The 20,208-nt window shown below is 33.1% G+C and carries 13 protein-coding genes; 4 read left to right on the top strand and 9 right to left on the bottom strand.

What is annotated here, in order from left to right; all coding sequences use genetic code 11:
• The first annotated feature begins 22 nt into the window (after nt 1-22).
• Entirely contained in the window at nt 23-784 is a 762-nt protein-coding gene (locus ERX46_RS04660) for a YdcF family protein (protein WP_130092680.1), read from the top strand.
• A gap of 213 nt (nt 785-997) precedes the next feature.
• Here ERX46_RS04660 and ERX46_RS04655 read toward each other — a convergent pair whose 3' ends face one another.
• From ERX46_RS04655 to ERX46_RS04645, 3 genes are all read right to left on the bottom strand, one after another.
• Nucleotides 998-1,624 carry an NUDIX hydrolase gene (locus tag ERX46_RS04655; protein ID WP_130092679.1) on the bottom strand — a complete coding sequence of 209 codons (627 nt, stop codon included), beginning with the start codon at nt 1,622-1,624 and terminating at the stop codon, nt 998-1,000.
• Between the two features lie 7 nt (nt 1,625-1,631).
• Nucleotides 1,632-2,261, bottom strand: coding sequence for a hypothetical protein (locus ERX46_RS04650; RefSeq protein ID WP_130092678.1), 630 nt, complete (start codon nt 2,259-2,261; stop codon nt 1,632-1,634).
• Nucleotides 2,262-2,376: 115 nt separating this feature from the next.
• Nucleotides 2,377-4,521 carry a S46 family peptidase gene (locus tag ERX46_RS04645; protein ID WP_130092677.1) on the bottom strand — a complete coding sequence of 715 codons (2,145 nt, stop codon included), beginning with the start codon at nt 4,519-4,521 and terminating at the stop codon, nt 2,377-2,379.
• Nucleotides 4,522-4,803: 282 nt separating this feature from the next.
• Here ERX46_RS04645 and secD point away from each other — a divergent pair, with 282 nt between their 5' ends.
• The 3 genes from secD to ERX46_RS04630 all read left to right on the top strand — a co-directional run bounded on the left by secD (nt 4,804) and on the right by ERX46_RS04630 (nt 11,905).
• Nucleotides 4,804-7,890, top strand: a complete 3,087-nt coding sequence (gene secD / locus ERX46_RS04640; RefSeq protein WP_130092676.1) for a protein translocase subunit SecD — start codon at nt 4,804-4,806, stop codon at nt 7,888-7,890.
• Nucleotides 7,891-9,082: 1,192 nt separating this feature from the next.
• Nucleotides 9,083-10,378 (top strand): DEAD/DEAH box helicase, encoded by a 1,296-nt coding sequence (locus ERX46_RS04635; RefSeq protein ID WP_130092675.1) that lies wholly within the window; start codon nt 9,083-9,085, stop codon nt 10,376-10,378.
• A gap of 213 nt (nt 10,379-10,591) precedes the next feature.
• Nucleotides 10,592-11,905, top strand: a complete 1,314-nt coding sequence (locus ERX46_RS04630) for a DEAD/DEAH box helicase (protein ID WP_130092674.1) — start codon at nt 10,592-10,594, stop codon at nt 11,903-11,905.
• A 405-nt stretch (nt 11,906-12,310) separates the two neighbouring features.
• Here ERX46_RS04630 and ERX46_RS04625 read toward each other — a convergent pair whose 3' ends face one another.
• The 6 genes from ERX46_RS04625 to ERX46_RS04600 all read right to left on the bottom strand — a co-directional run bounded on the left by ERX46_RS04625 (nt 12,311) and on the right by ERX46_RS04600 (nt 20,188).
• Entirely contained in the window at nt 12,311-13,540 is a 1,230-nt protein-coding gene (locus ERX46_RS04625) for a M20/M25/M40 family metallo-hydrolase (RefSeq protein WP_130092673.1), read from the bottom strand.
• Nucleotides 13,540-14,016 carry a c-type cytochrome gene (locus tag ERX46_RS04620; protein WP_130092672.1) on the bottom strand — a complete coding sequence of 159 codons (477 nt, stop codon included), beginning with the start codon at nt 14,014-14,016 and terminating at the stop codon, nt 13,540-13,542. The genes ERX46_RS04625 and ERX46_RS04620 overlap by 1 nt, the downstream gene beginning before the upstream one ends.
• A gap of 83 nt (nt 14,017-14,099) precedes the next feature.
• Nucleotides 14,100-15,611 carry a DUF4153 domain-containing protein gene (locus tag ERX46_RS04615; RefSeq protein ID WP_130092671.1) on the bottom strand — a complete coding sequence of 504 codons (1,512 nt, stop codon included), beginning with the start codon at nt 15,609-15,611 and terminating at the stop codon, nt 14,100-14,102.
• Nucleotides 15,612-16,424: 813 nt separating this feature from the next.
• Nucleotides 16,425-17,780, bottom strand: a complete 1,356-nt coding sequence (locus ERX46_RS04610; RefSeq protein ID WP_130092670.1) for an NAD-dependent succinate-semialdehyde dehydrogenase — start codon at nt 17,778-17,780, stop codon at nt 16,425-16,427.
• Between the two features lie 23 nt (nt 17,781-17,803).
• Nucleotides 17,804-18,973: a C45 family autoproteolytic acyltransferase/hydolase gene (locus tag ERX46_RS04605; RefSeq protein WP_130092669.1), complete on the bottom strand. Its 1,170-nt coding sequence runs from the start codon at nt 18,971-18,973 to the stop codon at nt 17,804-17,806.
• Nucleotides 18,974-18,994: 21 nt separating this feature from the next.
• Nucleotides 18,995-20,188 (bottom strand): C45 family autoproteolytic acyltransferase/hydolase, encoded by a 1,194-nt coding sequence (locus ERX46_RS04600; RefSeq protein WP_130092668.1) that lies wholly within the window; start codon nt 20,186-20,188, stop codon nt 18,995-18,997.
• Between the last annotated feature and the right edge of the window lie 20 nt (nt 20,189-20,208).

Below are 20,208 nucleotides of genomic sequence, written 5' to 3'. Positions count from 1 at the left end.
TGTTTACATAAGAATTTCCACCATGATTTTGATCCTTTCTAAAATAGTTTACTTTTTAATAACTCCGTTAACATGGTTGATACTAGCAATATTGACGTGGGCTTTTGCGAAAAAAAAGAAAATTAAACAGATTTCAAAAGTGTCTGCAATTGTAATCATTTTGTTCTTTTCAAATACTTTTATTTACAAAGAAGCACTTCGTTTATGGGAAATTCCAGCAATTAATAAATCTGAAATTCAAAAACATGATGTTGGAATAGTTTTGGGTGGAATGTTCGAATATGACAATGATGCAGACCGTTTAAGTATTAGAAGAGGTGGAGACAGAATTTGGCAAGCCATTGATTTGTACAAGGCTAATAAAATTAAAAAGATATGCATTGTCGGTAAGCATGGAAATATTATAGATAAAGGGTTAGATGAAGCGGTTCAACTCAAAACACAACTTGTAGAGTGGGGGATTCCAGCAATTGATATTCTCATTGAAACAGAATCAAGAAATACGAACGAAAATGCTAAATTCACAGCGGCTTTATTTAAACAGTCCTATCCACATTTCAATTCTTTCCTATTAATAACATCAGCCAGACACATGAAAAGAGCGGAAGCTTCTTTTGAAAAAGTGGAAATGAATGTTACTCCTTTTTCAACTGATCAATATGTCGGAAAAGAACGCTATTATACTTGGGATGAGTTTATAATTCCCAGTTCAGATACTTTTAATGGCTGGTTTGGTTTGATTAAAGAGGTGGTTGGGTATGTGGGATATGGGCTTTTTAGTTAATTACGAATTGTGTTGGAGTTTTAATTTCGATTACAAAATATTATAAAATGTAAACGTAGATTCCTTCTAATAGAACGCACCATGAGTTAGTTTGGATGTTTGTTTTAATAGTATATCAGGAAATTAGAATTCATCATTTAAAAGAGAGCTTTGGTCATAAAGGAAAATCTACAATTCGTAATTCATAATTCCCAATTCGTAATTATTTTTCTTCTATCGAATAAAAATATGTTTAAATTCATGCAATATCAAAGCCGTAGCGCCCCAAACCACTTTATTATTAATATCAAAATACGGAATATCATCCAACGCCGTTCTTCCAGTGAGTTCGATTCTGGTTTTTTTAATTATATCTTTTTCGAAAAGTTGGTGAATAGGAAAGGAGAATATTTCTGCTACTTCTCTACTGTTTTTAATGAAAACTGGTGGTTCTGTGTAATGAAAAACATAAGGTTGGATGCTGAAATTACTTATTGGAATAAACACCGGAGTGAGCTTTCCTAATAAATCAAATCCTTCATATTTTAAACCTATTTCTTCAATACATTCTCGAATGGCAGTTTGTTGTAAATCCTCATCAAAATCTTCCATTTTTCCGCCTGGTAAACAAACTTCTCCACTGTGCATTCCGCGATAGGGTGAACGTTCGGTAAGGATTACTTTAAGCTCGTTGTGTTTTTCGTAAATAACTAGAGCAACTGCACTTTCTCTATAGTTTATGGCTTGTTTAATTGCTTCAGAAGAACGACCTCGACCAGTTGGTGACATTGGAATATGCGCATCTTCTCCCGGTAATCGGAAAGTTAACTGTTTTCTAATCTCTTCAATTGTAAGCATCATGTCATTTTTACTTTTCTATTCTAAAACTTTTAAATATTTCTAAAATATCATCATATAAAAAGGCTGTATTATTTTTGCTCATAATTGCTTGCAAAATATAATAAGAGTCCTTTCCTGAAACAACACCAAATTGATAGAATAGTTCTTTTCCCTGAGATCCTTCCTTGCCTTTAACGCTTCCTAAATGAATTGGTTTATTGTCAAAAGAAACAATGTTTGAGTAAATTGATTTCGTTGCATCTGTCAAACCATTAGCTCTTGTTTCTACCGAGTAATCTCTCATGATGTAATCTCCTTCTTGATTTTTTATTTTTGTGTCATTAAAGTATTCAGCGTAATGATTGATTTCTTCTTTTGGAATCACATCAACACTAAAGTAAATTTTGTTTTCTGAACATACAAAATTATTCTTGTTGGTGATGCTTATAGAAGAGTTTTCGTTGGTAAAGCATTCTGGCAAGGTAATGTAAGCTCCTGAATTTTTATCGTTTTCAATGAAATGTTTAACTCCATATTGATTGTCAAAATACTTGAGTTTTCCATGATAATCAATTTTATCTTCATTGTCTAATTTGCATTGTACGAAAATCAATGGAAGAATAAACAGTAGGGGAGCGTATGAAAGAAGTTTTTTCAATAGTTTTTGGTTAAAAATACAAATTTTCATTCAGATTGAAAATCACAATTCGTTTATATAAAAACAAAAAGCCTCGACGTTGCAGTCGAGGCTTTCAAAATCAATTCAAAATCGTTTATTCAACAATCTCCATTTCTTCAATCAAGTTAAGCGCTTCACCATATTTTTCAATAATGAACAAAACATAACGAATATCACAAGAAATTGTACGTTGGATATCTTTTTCAAAGAAGATGTCACCTGACATTGCTTCCCAGTTTCCGTCAAACGCAGTTCCAATTAAATGACCATCTGCATTAAGAACCGGTGAACCTGAGTTTCCTCCAGTGATATCGTTGTTACTGATAAAGTTTACAACCATTTCACCTTTGTCATTTCCATATCTTCCATAATCCTTTTTGTTAAATAAATCCTTCAATTTTGCAGGAACGTGGAACTCTGGATTGTTTGGATCTTCTTTTTTCAAACCTTCTTCTAATGTAGTATAAATGTCATATTCTTTACCTTCTTCTGGTGAATAAGGTAGAATAGAACCATAAGTTAAACGCAATGTGCTGTTCGCATTTGGATAGAAAGTTTTGTCTTTATCCATTTCTCTGTATCCTTTAACGAACAATCTATTTGCGCGCTCAAGTCCACTCATAGCTTTCACATACTCTTCGTCCTCAGTTAATTTTTGATATTCTACATAAATAGATTCAATGATTTGGAATAAAGGATCTTTTTTAAGCGTTTCCATTGGGAATTTCTCTGATTTTTCAACCAATTGGTCAAATTTCTCAAATTTAGCTTTAGATGCAAAAAGAGATTTCTTCTTTGCTTTCTTTACTAATTTACTCAACTTCCCTTTGTCACCTGCATTTTTGATCAATTCAGGCATCATTTCAGCAGGAATATCTTTATAGTACATTTTTAAAACAGCTTCTAAAGTTTCAAATTCTAAATCAATATTAGCCGTTTCATAGAAAGTCATCATGCGCTCCTTAAAGCTAGCATAAGCTCTATCACCCATTCCTTGTTCTAAATAACCTTCTAAAAGAACGAAACGGAATACATTTAAGTTAAGATCAACTGAGTAAATAAATTCACTTTGGTAAACATCAGCATAAACTTGTTTGTCCGTCAATTTGTATGTTTCCTCAATAGTTTTCATGATAGAAGCATATTCTGGATTTCCACTAGAGAATTCATTAAATCTTGCTTCTAATTCACGTTTCTTATCCGCTACTTTGTTGTTTTTCAATTGCTCTGATTGACCAATAAAATATTTCCAGTAGTTAGCAACTTGTGCATGTTTAGAAGAATAATTTAAACGATCTACAGTGCTTTCGTTCATGTATTTCTTCATGATATCCAACTTCACTCTACGAATTTCAACTCTTTTTGGTTGCTCAATATTAACTGCTTGTTCAACACCGAAAGAAGAAAGGTAACGATCTGTTGATCCAGGGAAACCAAATACCATTGCGAAATCTCCCTTTTCATATCCTTTAATAGAAACAGGTAAAGAGTGCTTAGGTGAATAAGGAATATTCTCTTCGTTATAAGCTGCTGGTTTGTTGTCTGAACCAGAATAAATTCTGAACAAAGAGAAATCTCCAGTGTGACGAGGATACATCCAATTATCTGAATCATGTCCAAATTTCCCTATAGATTCTGGAGGTGTTCCCGCTAAGCGAACATCTTCATAAGTTTCAGTAACGAAAATATAAAATTCGTTTCCTTCAAAGAAATCACGAACAAATGCTTTGTATTTAGAATCTCCAATTGCTTCTTTAGTTAATTCAGCAGAAATTTCTCTAATTTTTATAGCACGTTCCTCCTCAGACATATCGTCTGTAAGGTTTCTTGTAATTTGTTCTGTAACATCAGCAATAGAAATTACGAATGTTGCAGTTAATCCTGGGATAGCGATTTCTTGTTTTAAATCTTTTGCCCAAAATCCATTGTCTAAATGGTTTTCTTCTTCACTTGAAGCATCTGCAATTGCATCATAACCACAGTGGTGATTTGTCAATAAAAGTCCTTTTTTTGAAATAACTTCTGCTGTACAGAAACCTCCAAATGAGACAATCGCATCTTTAAGGGAGGAATTGTTAATACTATAGATTTCCTCTTGTGTAAGATTCAACCCATGTTTTTTCATGTCTTCATAGTTTCTACCCAATAGAAATGGTAGCCACATTCCTTCGTCAGCTCTAGCAAATCCCGAAAAAAGTAGAGTGCTAATAAAGGCAAGCGCAATAATTTGATTTTTCATAACTAATTTTACTTAATAATTTAATGGTAATTCTGAATCTATTTGAGATTTCAGATGGCTGCAAAAGTAATAAATTCTCCTTAATAATTTAATAATAGAGGTATAACTCAGTATATTCTATTGTCACAACTTACCTTTTTATCGACGAATACAGTAAAGCTTCGACGAGCGAATATTTATGTAAATTAAAATAAATGAATAACATCTTAACTTTAGGTTGTGATTAATAAATGATAATTCTATATTTGCCAGCTATTAAATAATAAACGACACTTTAAAATTATGCGTAACAAAGGATTTTTTTGGTTTTTTACTATCTTACTGCTGGTAGTAAGTATATACCAAATCTCATTTTCTTTCATTGGAGGTGGTATTGAAAAGGAAGCTGAGCAATTGGCAATTGAAAGAGTAGAAGCACTTAAAGCTAGTGCAAAAGAGGACTCTGTAAAGTTGCCTAACGGTACTTTCGTTAATTTCAATACTGATAACGAAGCTTATGCCTTGGCAAAAGCTGCTTTTATCAATGAGATTTTAAAAGAGAAAAATGATGAAGTAGTTTACTTAGGTAACACTTTCAATGAAGTAAAAGGAAAAAGCGTTTCGCTAGGACTTGACCTTGAAGGAGGGATGTCTGTGACACTTGAGTTATCAATGTCTGAATTAGTGAAAAATGCAGCTTTAAATTCTAGAGATTTGCATTTCAAAAAACCTTATGAAAGCGCATTAGATCAGTTCAACTCTAAAGGAGGTGACTTTATTGACATTTTCGTGGCTAAACACCAAGAGATGTTCCCAGATCGTTTGTTGATTCGTGAATTTTCATCTGATGATGTTGTTTCTAAAATCACCAATAAAGCAACTGACGAAGCTACTAAGGCTTATTTAAGAGGTCTTTCTGACGGTGCATTGGATGGTGTGGAAACGATTATGGAAAATCGTATTAACCAATTCGGTGTTGCTCAACCAAACATTACTAAGGACAATAATGCAAATCGTTTGTATATTGAACTTCCTGGTGTGAAGGATCAAGCAACGGTAAGACAACGTTTACAAAGTACTGCCAACCTAGAATTTTACCTTGCTTATAAAGGTGAAGAGTTAGGTGGATTCTTTAACGAATTGTTAATCGAACGTTCTGATGATGTTAGTAATGACGAGTTTGATGACCTATTTAGTGATGATGTAGACACAACAGTTACTGAAAATACAGAAATCGTTAAAAAAGAAGATTCTTCTGCATTAAGTTTAGAAGAAGAATTAGCAATTGAAGAAGATGCAGCTAAGGACACAACTTTTAAATTATCATCTTTTGGTAGAATGTTCCAAGTGAACATTGATGCTGAAAATAGATTTCAAAATAGTCCACGTTTAGGTTTTGCAAAAGCAAATGATACTTCAAAAGTAAATACTATCCTTAATGACAAGGCTGAAGAGTTGATGTTAGAAAACATTAAATTCGTTTGGGGTTCTAAAGGAGAAAATATTGGAATAGCTGATACAACGTATTATACTTTGTATGCAATGAAAATTCCACAAGCTTTAAAAGCTAGAGTAGGTGGTACTGATATTGAAAATGCACGTTTATCTTTTGATCCAAATCAATCTGATCGTGGAGTAAGTATTGAAATGAGTGACCGTGGTGCTGAAGAATGGGGTAAAATGACTTCTGAAAACGTTGGGAACTTTATCGCTATTACGATGGATGAGAAAGTGTATAGCGCACCAATCATTAACGGACCAATTACAGGTGGACAAACATTAATTTCTGGAGACTTTACAGTTGCGGAGGCACAAGCATTAACTAACTTATTGAATGCAGGAGCACTTCCAGCACCATGTATTATTGTTGATGAAGCAGTTGTAGGACCAACTATTGGTGCTGAAAACTCTCGTTCAGGTTTAATCTCATTCGCTTTTGCTCTTGCATTGGTATTGATTTACATGGTATTCTACTATGGTCGTGCTGGTTTAGTTGCTGATATCGCTTTGGTTATTAACATCGTTTTAATCGTTGGTTTCTTAGCTGCTTTTGGAGCTGTTCTTACACTTGCGGGTATTGCTGGTATCGTTCTTACAATCGGTATGTCGGTGGATGCAAACGTACTTATCTTCGAGCGTGTTCGTGAAGAATTGCGTGAAGGTAAAGGAATGAAATTGGCTATTAAAGATGGTTACGGAAACGCATTATCTTCAATTATTGATGCCAACGTTACTACTTTATTAGTGGCTATTGTTTTGAAAACATTCGGAACAGGACCAATTGAAAGTTTCGCAACGACATTAATCATCGGTATTTTTACTTCTGTTTTTGCAGCGGTTGTTATTACTCGTTTGATTTTTGAATCTCAAATTGATAAAAAGAAAACTTTTGCTTTCTCTACACCAATGACGAAAAATGCATTTACTAACGTAAATATTGCATTCATCAAGAACCGTAAGAAATTCTATATCTTATCTAGTATTTTAGTATTAGGAGGAATTATTGCAATCTCTACACGTGGTTTAAAACCATCTGTTGAATTCTCTGGTGGTAGAACTTACGAAACTGTTTTTGACAAGCCAGTTGGACAAGATGTTGAACAAATAAAATCAATACTTAGAGACGGATTACAAGTAGACGGAGCACCTGCTTCAGTTGAAGTAAAAATCAGAAATTCTGATTACCGTGTTGAAATCGCTACAGATTATTTGCAAAATGTGCCTAACTCTGAAGCAACTGTTCGCAAGGACTTGTTGAAAGCATTAGAAATAGCCGAAGCACAATTCGGAACAGCAACAATTGAAAATAGCCGTTCAGTTTCTCCAACAGTTTCTGAGGAATTACAAAGATCATCTTCTATTGCAATTATCTTGTCATTAGTAATTATCTTCGTTTATATCCTGATCCGATTCGGAAAATGGCAATATGGATTGGGTGCAATTGTAGCGATGGGACATGATGTTATAATCGTACTTGGAATCTTTGCATTATTGCACGGTGTACTTCCTTTCAATATGGAAGTTGACCAGGCATTCGTTGCTGCGATTCTTACTGTTGTAGGTTATTCCATAAATGATACCGTGGTTGTATTCGATAGAATTCGTGAATTCTTGAATAAGTACAGAAGAAAAACTCAAAACGAAATCATCAATGACGCGATTAACTCAACGTTAGGTCGTACTGTTAATACATCTTTGTCTACATTTATCGTATTGTTAACTATCTTCATCTTTGATGGTGGTGCAATTAAAGGATTCGTGTTTGCATTGATGATTGGTATTGTTGTAGGTACTTACTCTTCTGTATGTATAGCAACACCAATAGTAGCAGACTTAATGAAAAGTAAAAAACACATTCATGAGGAAATAGAGACAGCAGAGACTGTTTAATTTCTTAACTATAAAATATATAAAAGCCCAGGCATTATTGTCTGGGCTTTTTTGTGTTATTTATTTTATTAGGTTACCCACTTAAATCGCAAAACCTTTTCTTATATTTAATTGCTTTTTGTATAGGTTTATAGATCTGTTAAAATGGCAATTGAAAATTGTTAAATTCACATATTAGGGAAGTCAAATAGATCCTTCGGAAAACATAAAAACAAATTTTTATATTTTCGCATTGAAGTATTTTTTTTATCTGCTCATTAATAATTGTTTGTCAAGGTGGAGGTATTTAAATGAAAATTGAATTATATCCTGAGATTTAAATGGTAAGCATATTATTTTATATGATTCTATATGATTTTGTGTGGGTAGATTTAAAATCTATGGTTTTAATTGAAGCTAAACGATTGTTAATTTGATTCTACTTTTATTTAAATGGATACTTTCTATTAAAATACATTTCGCTTAATTTTATAAGCCCCTGTTATTTAAGCATTGATTGTTCGAAGTTCCAGAGGGACGGCATGATAATAGGGATGGACGTAAGTCCATCCGCCAAACGATACAAACCGAAACAAAACCCAACAAAATCGACCTAATTGCATGTAATTAGGTCGATTTTGTTGGGTTTTGTATTATATCTATTTGTTTTAAACCAAGGACTTACGTCCTTGGCTATTAATATGCCGTCCCGACGGGACTAACCATCTGAAATACAGACCCCCATATGCTTGCTTGTGAAAATGAAATGAATTTGGATAAATACTTTAAAATACAACTCGTGCAGGTTACAGTTAAATACGTATCATACTATTAATTTTTCAAATGATTAAAATTGATTACCCACAGTATTTCATATAGAGCCTTTTATATTTATAAAGTTGATGAAATCTTATTATATGGATTTTAAGAATTTTTCAACTGGAGGAATATATTCTGTTGGTTTCACAATCTCATGTCATTATGTAGAATGTAGCTTCAAAATATACTTCTCAGTTTTGAGCTCAAGCTTTTATTTAATCGTGATAATCTTAAACCATCGCCAACTCGATATTTATTATCCTATTTCTTATTTAGTCTTGAATTAGCGAAATTCCTGATTCATTTCATTAAAATAATAGTGAAATTTTCTAATTAAACTACCACAACCACCAATTCACAAAAAACTGTACCTATCTTTGCTGAAAAAATAGCAATGTCCAGACTTTTATCCGAATTAGGAATCAATCCACAGATTCAACAAGCATTAAACGAATTAAAAATAACTGAAGCAACAGATATTCAAGAACAAGTTATTCCAATAATTCTCAATCAAAATGAGGATATCGTAGCGCTTGCGAAAACTGGAACGGGTAAAACAGCTGCTTTCGGATTGCCATTGTTACAAATGGTCGATACGGAGAACGATAGTATTCAAACACTTATTTTATCTCCAACACGAGAATTGAGTCAGCAGATTTATACGAATCTAGTGGACTATGCTAAACATTCTCCAGAAGTTTCAATCACACTACTTTCGGGTGGAGCACCGATAAAAACGCAGGTTGAAGAATTGAAATCACCTACGCACATTGTAGTGGCAACTCCAGGTCGTTTTTTAGATTTGTTGGAGAAAAATGCGTTGGACATTAAATCTTTGAAAAACTTAGTTTTAGATGAAGCTGATGAGATGTTTCAAGCATTGAAAGATGACTTGATGCCAATTCTTAAAGCATTGCCTAAAAAACGCAGAACGCTATTGTTCAGTGCCACAATGCCGGGCGATTTGAAAGATATTGTTCATAATTACATGTCAAAAAGTGCGGTATCTGTAAATTCAGATATGGCAACAATAGGTCATGAAGGAATTGATCATCAATATTTAGTTGTTGAACCAATTGAGAAGTTGGATGTGCTTTTACATTTCTTAAGTACACAAGAAGGAGGCAGAGGAATTATATTTTGTAAAACCAAAGCAGCAGTTAACAAATTGGCAAAGAACTTAGCAATTCGTAAGATTTCTTCAGGAGCATTGCACGGGAGTTTATCGCAAGGAATTCGTGATCGAATAATGGATCAATTTCGTGAAGGTCACATTGATATTCTTGTTGCAACTGATTTAGTAGCTAGGGGAATTGACGTTAAAGAATTGGCTTATATCGTAAATTATCATCTTCCTGATACGCACGAAGCTTATGTTCACAGAAGCGGGAGAACAGGAAGAGCAGGAGCTAAGGGGCTTTCAATGACAATTATTCAAAAGGAAGAAGTTGAAGAAATTGCTGGTTTTGAAAAGGAACTTGGAATTCACTTCAAACCCGTTGAAAAAGCAAATGCGGATGACATTGAAGAAAATAATACTTTGGTTTGGGCCAAAAAAGTTTTCAAAACTAAACCCAATCGTCAAATGCCCGAAGAATTAAAAACACAGGTTAAAACTATATTTCATCATTTAACGAAAGAAGAATTGATTGAAAAGGTATTGGCGAATTATTGGAGAGAGAATAATTAATCTTCGTTAGAAAATTTAAAATCCTGCGTTATGCTCGTTTTAAAATTCAGTTGTTTATAAAGATAAACGCCTAAATATTTAAAATCCGATAGTTATCGGATTCGCAAGCCTTGTCTTTTAAACTTTCTAATTGAAGATGTATAGTTTGTTTAAAGACCAAGAAACTAGTAAAAAAAGACATTTTTCACATTATTTTAAATTAAACATATTTAAATGGCCAATATTATAAAATCGCAACAAGATATTTTAGATAAATTGAATATCAACGGATTAAATCCAATGCAACAGGATGCCAAGGAGGTGATTGAGAAGACGGAAAATACAATCGTGCTTTCACCAACTGGAACAGGGAAAACCTTGGCTTTTTTACTGCCTTTGTTTAGAATGTTAGATCCTAAAATTGAGGGACTTCAGGCATTAATTGTTGTTCCTTCACGTGAACTAGCCATTCAGATAGAACAAGTTTTTCGTCACATGGGAACAGGTTTTAAATTGAATGCTGTTTATGGTGGTCGTTCAAAATCAAAAGACAGAACTGAGCTGAAACATACGCCATCAGTACTTATTGGAACGCCAGGGAGAATTTTAGATCATTTCACAGATGAACGAATGGATACAGATACAATCAAGTATTTGGTGTTGGATGAGTTCGATAAAATTCTTGAAATTGGCTTTGAAGAGGAATTAACTCAGATTATTAGCTTCTTACCGAATTTAAAAAAACGTATTTTAACTTCTGCTACGTCAAATATCAAAATTCCGACATTTGTAAAAATGAGTGAAGCTTCAACTTTAAATTATTTAAAAGACAGGCCAAATAATAACTTAGAAATTAAAGTTGTTGAAACTTATGCTGCTCAAAAATTAGAGACTTTAGTTAAGCTTTTAAAGCATGTTGGAAATCAAAATGGGATTGTGTTTTGTAATTTCAAAGCAACTATTGACGAAGTAAGTGAATATTTAGAAACTTTTAAAATTAGTCACAGCTGTTTTTCTGGTGGAATGGAACAAATTGACCGAGAACGTTCTTTGATTAAATTTAGAAATGGAAGTACACAAGTTTTGGTTGCCACAGATTTAGCTGCACGTGGTTTGGATATTCCTGAATTAAGTTATATTATTCATTATGAGTTGCCACATGCAAACGAAGAATTTACACACAGAAATGGGCGTACAGCCCGTGTTACAGAAAAAGGAACAGCATATATTATAAAAGACAGAACCAAGAATTTACCTGACTTTATTAGAAATACAAGCGCTTTAGATCAATTAAAAACGGCAGGAATTACAACTTCATTTTTCACCACCTTATTTATTTCGGGAGGAAGAAAAGATAAGATTTCGAAAGGTGATATCGCTGGTGTATTTATGAAAAAAGGAGGTTTAACAAAAGACGAGCTTGGAATGATTGAATTGAAACAAGATTGTGCATTTGTGGCGGTTCCACTTAAAAAAGCCGATGAATTGGTTGATAAATTGAACAACACTTATTTTAAGAAAAAGAAAGTTCGGATTTATGGGATTTAAGGAAATATAAGGGAATTAAGAATTTTTAATTACGAATTGTCAACTTTTGATAAGACTTTTGGTTTAGGAAAAGATTAAGGAGTTATATTGGGTTTAGTTGGATGAAGTTTTTGGGAATAGAATGAGTTTTAATCACAAAAGGACTAAAATTTTACTTTTAGTCCTAATTGCCTTTTCAGCTAATTGTTAACTAAGATGGTAGATTGGCACAAACTGTATTTGTTCCGGAACCATTATTGAAATTACCTATTGTCAAATATTGATGCGCTTCAATTGCTATTGGTATAAACAGCTACATGAATCCTATTTTTAGTTTCCGAAATTATACTGTTAGCAACTGTTAGCGGTGTTTATTTCAAAATTCCAATAGATTGAAATAGTTAGAACCGAAAAATGCATTTAGATTTAGAACTTCACTTTAACGACCATTTCTTTTTCATCTCTAGTGAATTTAACTTTATAACTTTTGTCTGCTTTCAGTTTTGATAAAGCTTCCATGTAAGAATAAATATCTGAAACATCAGTTTTTCCAATTTTTGTAATTATGTCACCACTTTTTAATCCATACTTTTCAGCGGTTCTATTTTCGATTACTTCTTGAATGTGTAATCCATCTCCATAATTTTTATACTCTGGAAAAATACCTAATGAATATTTATAAGTCTTTGACCTTTTCTCTATTTTTAGTTTGGTTTTGGTAAAAGGTAAATTAGGAGAAAACGCCAGTGAGTCAACTATTGCTTTTGAATAATCAATAATATCATTCATTTTTGAGTAGTTAATTTTATGCTCATCATCACTCGGTTTGTGATAATCTGTATGCAAACCAGTGAAGAAAAATAGCACTGGAATGTCTTGATAATAGAATGAACTGTGGTCAGAAGGGCCAACACCGCTAGAATCTAGTTCAATATTAAAGTCTATTGGCTTTTTACTTTTCACAACATCATTTAGTATTGGAGAAGTTCCAATTCCTCCAATATTCAAATTATTAGTCGAATCCATGCGACCAATCATATCGAAGTTGATCATTAAGGATGTGTTAGGGAATTCACTTTTAATGGTTTTTGCCAAAGCATTTGACCCTACCAATCCTAATTCTTCGCCAGAGAAACAAGCGAAGATGAAATTTACAGATTCCTTTATATTATTGGAACTATAGATCTTCGCTAATTCTAATACAGCAGCAACTCCAGATGCATTGTCATCAGCTCCATTGTGTATAAATCCAGTTCCATTTGGATCTGTTGAAAGATTATATTCATTATGACCTAAATGATCGTAATGTGCTCCAAATACAAATGTATGTTTTGCTCCATTATCAATATAGGCAACAACATTTTGACCTTTTATGGTATCATAACTAATCTCATAACTGTGAGGATTTTTATTGTAAGTAAAAGAGAAATCATGTTTATAGGAATGATTCGGAAGAGGGGAGAGTTTTAATTCTTCAAATTGAGATTGAATGTAGTCAGCAGCCATTTGCTCTCCAATCGTACCAACAAGTCGACCTTGCATTGAATCAGAGGAGAGTATTTGAATATGTTGTTTTAACTTATTGTCTTGTGCCTTAGCAGGTAAATGGACAATAAAAAGTAACAAAAGAGCACTTAATTTGATTGTGTTTTTCATTACTTACCGTGTTTTTCTTCAAAATGTTCTTCAAACCATTCAGGAGATTCAATCTCGTTATTGTAGATATATTGAACCAATTCTTGAACTTCTTTTTTAGATAAAGCAGTTTTCGGCATTACTCCAAATCGTTTTACAGGACCCTTCATTAATGCTTCTTCCTTTGTTGGTGAATCAACAAACTCCGTCATTTGAGTAATGAATTCTTGTTCATTCGGATAATGCTTTTTGTATTTGTGCTTGATTCCAGCTAATGGTGGCGCAAGAATATCATCGTGAGATTCAGAGTTTGGATTATGACAAGCAAAGCAATTATTTGAAAGTCGATCAAGTGCAACTTCATTGGAAATTACAGTAATATTTTGAGTTTCTGAATTTGGATTTATATTTACCGCTGAAATATCTTTGTTTGGTTCATTGCCACAACTAAATAAGAAAATAGTGCTGAACAGACCGATAATATGAATTTTATTCATCGTTTGTGTTTAATAAGTTTGGGAAAGTTAGTATTATTCAACTTCAATTTCTGCAACAAAAGTCACATAAGCCTTATTATCAATCAATCTTTAAACAATTTCTGATAAGCTTTATATTCCGGATAATTCCATGAGAGAAATCCTTTTGATTCCCATTTGTCCCTGAAATTCTCTTTCCGCATTTCTATCACATTAAAATACCTTTCAGAAGTCATATAGTCTCTTCCAAATGGAAACTTTTCATTTTGAATTATTTCAATTTGCTCTAATTCTAAAAGTGTTTTATCCAGATAGGGCAATGATTTATCTGAAAGTGTTGACATATAATTGAGGTGTAAAAATGAAGTGTCTGAATTCCTGAAATTGTATTTAGCAATGATTGAATCCCAATTGAACAGTGAACTGATGACCAAAACCAGAACAAAAGCATTGAAGTTTGTTTTAAAAAGATAAAATCTAGATTTTCTGTGTTTAACTTTCATAAAAACAGTGTACAATCCATATAAACAAAGAATGAGAAAAATGATTACGCCAATTCTTTTGTAAGCCAATGCAAAATAATTGATGTACCAGAAATTCCTAACTGCAACAGAAATCGTCAATATTCCATTTTGAATTAACCAAATATAGCTCAGGTATTTAAGGAGCTTATTGTTTTTGTAAAAATTCAAATTCTTACGGAAATAAAACAATACTAAAACTATAGAAATAATGATAGAAAAGATGAGAAGATAAGTTCCTTCATGTACAAATTGCTTTAAATATTGACCTTCCCATTCGAAGTTAAACCAAACCCATTTGATATCAATGAAGTTCAAAACCAGAATCATTAGATTTAGAATAACCAATAAGAATACACCAGATTTGTATTCATTGATAAGTCCATTGGGTCTGAAATATTTAAGTTCTATTCTTCTTTTCCGCTGAAGTTTTTCATTTGCATTTTTATCTAGCTTAATTAGTTCCTTATTTGGAATTCTAATCAACAAGAATATGCTGATAAATAAACAAATAATAAAAGTCATGAATAATAGAAAATCAAAAGTTGCGAAGATTGAATTCAATTTATCTCCAATGAAATTCCATGTATCATTGACTAGCCCATCAAAAACAGGATTTGAATTTCTATAAATATAAACGAAGAAAAGTATGATTAAAATTGGAATAACAAAAATGCTAGCTTTTCGAGTATAAGTACTCAGTTTCCGACCTTTTATCCTTGAACTTGTTAGTTTTCTAAAGAATTGACCTTGAGATTCAAAAATATTTGAAAAAGCTTGACCAACAGAATTCAATAGTGATTTAGTTTGAGGATAAATGATCAATCCAATAAAGATGAAGAAAACTATAAAATGAAGAATATAAGAGAATAGGGAATGAGTGAAAATGGTTGCTAAGGAAGTAATAACAAATCCTATTCCCACAGAAATGGGATATAATCCTTTAAATTGGAACTGCTTAGAAAAGACTAACCAAGAAATCAATACGACTTCGGCAATGAGTAAGTTTAAACCTAATGCTTTTTGGTGAAACAGGAAGGTGAATAGAATTGAAAATAGTATTACTGCTAAAATATCTCTTTTGTTGCTCGTCATTTATCTATGGAATTTATTCCAAAACGGACATTATTTGAGAATATTCTTTTGTTGGGATTTATTGGGAATTGAGTTTAAATTCAAATGAGTAGGGTGGTGGTTCAGGGAAAGAACTTGACTAATGTAAAGGTGTAAAGTTTCTTAAATATTTAATTGAAGATACAGATATTAAGTTTTATCTGAATGTGAAAACAGAAGGATTTATAGTCTAATTGTCAAAAAGTTAATTGAATACAGGTATTCTGTCAATTTAAATCAAGTAAAGAATTCCTTGAAAAAATCATAATTAAAAAATAGGCAAGCACTATTCTTATTTGATTTTTGGTAGCTTTTCCTTCGAGTAGTTTACCAATTAGAACTTTGCTTACTCATGTATCACGTTTTTTCATACAGTCCAGCAATAAAAGAAATCCAGCTAAACATTTCCTCATCTAGCTGGATTAATAAATTCTATAAAAATTTCACCCATGAATTCTTAATTATTTGAATCTCTCAATTTTTGAATCCTTAAATCACATAATTCTTTGACAATGATAAGGACGTTTTCAAAACGTACCTACATTATCACTTCGTACAATGTTCATCCTTTTGAAATTTTGAATCTCTCAACTTTTGAATCCTTAAATCACATAATACTTTGGAAATGATAAGGACGTTTTCAAAACGTCCCTACATTATTCCTTCGTACAATGTTCATCCTTTTGAAATCTTAAATCTCTCAATTTTTGAATCCTTAAATCACATAATACTTTGACAATGATTGAACCCTGAAAAATTCATAATTCATCTCTCATAATTCATCATTAAAAAACCCTACTTCACATAAACTGTCTTCCTATTCACAAATTCCATCATTCCATCTTTTGACAATTCTCTTCCGTATCCTGAAAGTTTAGTTCCTCCAAATGGTAAACGTGGATCTGATTTTACAAGTTCGTTGATGAAATATGCACCATCGCTTACTTTGTCAACGTGGCTTAATGCTAATTCTATGTTTTTTGTGCAAACTGTAACACCTAATCCGAATTTTGAGTTTTCAGATAATTCGAAAGCATGTTCAATCGATTTTGCTTTAATCATTGCTGCTAAAGGCCCAAAACTTTCTTGATCAAAGGCATCCATTCCTGGTACAACATCTCCTAAAACTGTTGGTTCGTGGGAACAACCATTTTGTTTCCCACCGAGAATTAATTTTGCACCTTGATCTATAGAATTCTTCACTTGTTTTTGTAATTCATCTGCTAAATCTATTCTTGCTAAAGGACCTAATGTTGTATCATCATCCATCGGATCACCAGATTTTAATGTTTTTACCGCTTCTGTAAATTTCTCTACAAATTCATCGTAGACACCTTCTAGAATGATAAATCTTTTAGCAGCAATACAACTTTGGCCACAATTCATCATTCTTGCAGTTAATGCAATTTTTACGGTTTTATCAATATCAGCATCCTCCCAAACGATGAAAGCATTGCTTCCTCCAAGTTCCAATAATGATTTTTTAATGTGTTTACCTGCCAAAGACGCAACTGCAGAACCAGCTCTTTCGCTTCCCGTTAACGTAATTGCTCTTACACCTTCATGCGATACAATTTGTTCCGTAACATCGTGGTTAACAACCAAACTTTGGAATACGTTTTTAGGATATCCAGCTTTTGTAAAAACATCCTCAATCAATTGAGCACAACCAAAAACGTTTGAAGCATGTTTCAATAATCCAACATTTCCAGACGTTAGAGTAGGAGCGGCGTATCTTAATACTTGCCAAAAAGGAAAATTCCAAGGCATAACAGCAAATACTCCACCTAAAGGCTGATGTGAAACAAAACTCTTTGATGCATCACTTTCAATCACTTCGTCTGCAAGAAAACTTTCTGCATTGTCAGCATAATAATCACAAACCAAAGCACATTTCTTTACTTCTCCTCTTGATTCAGAAATTGGTTTCCCCATTTCAAGGGTAATCATTTTCGCATATTCCTCAACATTATCGCGTAAGATTTGTCCAGCTTTTTTAAGAAGGGCACAACGCTCAGCAAGTGGCACTTTTTTCCAAGATTGAAATGCAATTTGACTGTTGTCTAGTTTTTCTGCTAATTCTTCTTTAGAAATTGAATGATAAACTGCAATTTCTTCTCCGTTATAAGGATTGATACTTTTAAATTCCATATTTATTTTTAATTAGATTTTTATTATAAGATTGGTTCATTCCAATAATTCGTGATCGCATCCCAAGCAATTTCTCCTTGAGGCATAAGCTTTTCACGCAATTCTTTTTGTTTTTTTATTGAAGCTCTGCTGTCCAAACTTTTAACCAAGGAATCAACAACAGCTTCTTCCCATCTGTAGGAGATTTCTTTTGATTGTGCTAAGTTATCAGTATGACTTTTTTGATCATATTGAATCACTAGCTTTTCTTCCTTAAAATTATCAAAAGTTCTTTCTAATGAAGCATTAGGCCATAAAAGCTGCATGCTTAATTTTTCAGGATGATAAACAGCTGTATAAAGTGTTCCAAATCCTTCTTTGAATTTTGTATTGTACAAAGGAGGGTGTAGAAAAGCTTTTGCTAATTCTTCTGATCGAATGTCTTTCGAGTTTAAGTAATTCTTGATGAAATTATAACGCTTTACAGTTTGATTAAATTTAGCGTTTTCTGGCCAATAAACAGCGCCTTGGTGATTTGTAGCGAAAGCAGCTGTTGTAGTCAAAGTTTTTTTATTGGGCGCCAACATTACAGTTTTAAATTCACCAATTTTGTCTACCACTGTTACATTGTAGGACATGTGTGAAGGAATGCTTTTCAAAACCAGCACTGCTTCTTGGGTTGTATTGCAGAATTCTAGCACATATCTTAAGATCAAAGAAATACCAAATCCCCAACCTACTTCTTTTCGTCCACCAAAAGTGAGCGATAAACAAAGTCCAGCATCATTCATACCGTCTATCAAACCAATTAAACAATCGGAAGAACCAATAACTTTTCTATTGTTCCATTTGCTCAACAATAAAGTACCTTCCAATAAGTCAGGGTGATAATCATAATTTCGAACAAGTTGAATTTCGTTAGTATTGATAACCGCTTGGGCGCAAGCACTAACATAAGCTGGCGGTCTAAAACCGGTCAAGAATCGGGCAACATCCGCATCAGCATTTGTTAACTTGCACAAATGCTGATACGTTGCCCAAAATTTTGGCATAAATTGTTTAAGCGCTTCCTGAGAAGTCTTAAGGTCTGGCGTAGAAACAGAATTATTTGACAAAAACCACTCCTTATAACCAGGCCAGTAGGCATCAAATAACTTTTTCCATTTTTCCCCAGCTTTTGTAGGCTCAGAAACGGTTTTAAACTGTAATTGCATTAATTGTTTTACGTTCTAAAATTAATATGTAGTGGGTTCATTCCAGAAATTAGCGATTTCTTCCCAAGCAATAATACCATTAGGCATTAATTTCTCACGCAATTCTTTTTGTTTCGCTTTCGATTCTTTTCCAGCCATACTTTTCACTAATGAATCCACAACAGCATCTTGCCAGTTGTAAGCTCCATCTGCAGTTGCTTTTTGAGTAGGAGCAGAAATTGCTGGTGAAGTTTGAACAGAAGATTGCTCATAATAAATAGTGACTTGCTCTTCAACAAAATTATCGAAACTTTGAACCATTTTTACATTTGGCCATAAAAGTTGCATTCTTAATTTCTCTGGATGATAAACCGCAGTATAAAGCGTTCCAAATCCTTCTCTAAATTTCGTGTTGTAAAGTGGAGGGTGCAAGAATGCTTTTGCCAATTCCTCTGCTTTAACATCTTTCGATTTTAAATAGTTCTTAATGAAGTTATAGCGCTTTACTGTTTGATTAAAAACAGCATTTTCTGGCCAATCCACTGTCCCTTGATGATTCGTAGCAAAAGGAATATTAGAAACCTTAGTTTCTTTGTCTGGTGCCAACATTACAGTTTTAGTTTCTCCTGTTTTATCAACAACCGTCACATTATAAGACATGTGAGATGGAATGCTTTTCAAAACTTTAACAGCTTCTTTTGTCGTTGTACAAAATTCTAAAACATATCTTAATATGAATGGAATTCCAAACCCATATCCAACTTCTTTACGTCCTCCAAAAGTTAGAGAAACGCAAAGCCCTGAATCATTTATTCCGTCAACTAATCCGATTAAACAGTCGGAAGTCCCCATAACTTTTAGGTCGTTCCATTTGCTTAGTAGAAGAGTTCCTTCCAGTAATTCAGCTGCGTAGTCGTAGTTTCTAACCAATTGAATTTCATCAGTATTAATTACAACTTGAGCACAAGCGCTAATGTAAGCTGGTGGTTGAAAACCCGTCAGGAAACGAGCGATATCAACATCTGCATTCGTTATTTCACATAAATGGACATAAGTTGGCCACATTTTAGGCATATATTTTTTCAACGCCTCCTGAGATGTTTTTAAATCTGGAGTTAGCGCAGTGTTCTGTGACAAAAACCACGTTTTGTAGCCTGGCCAATAAGCATCAAATAAATGTTTCCATTTTGCTCCAGCTACTGATGGTTCAGAAACAGCATCAAATCGTAATTGCATCTTGTTTTTATATTTAGTTC

Origin of the sequence: Brumimicrobium glaciale (assembly GCF_004152935.1) — a bacterium.
GTDB lineage: Bacteria > Bacteroidota > Bacteroidia > Flavobacteriales_D > Crocinitomicaceae > Brumimicrobium > Brumimicrobium glaciale.
The sequence above is the reverse complement of the archived record's forward strand: the minus strand, read 5'-3'. Positions and strand labels throughout refer to the sequence as shown.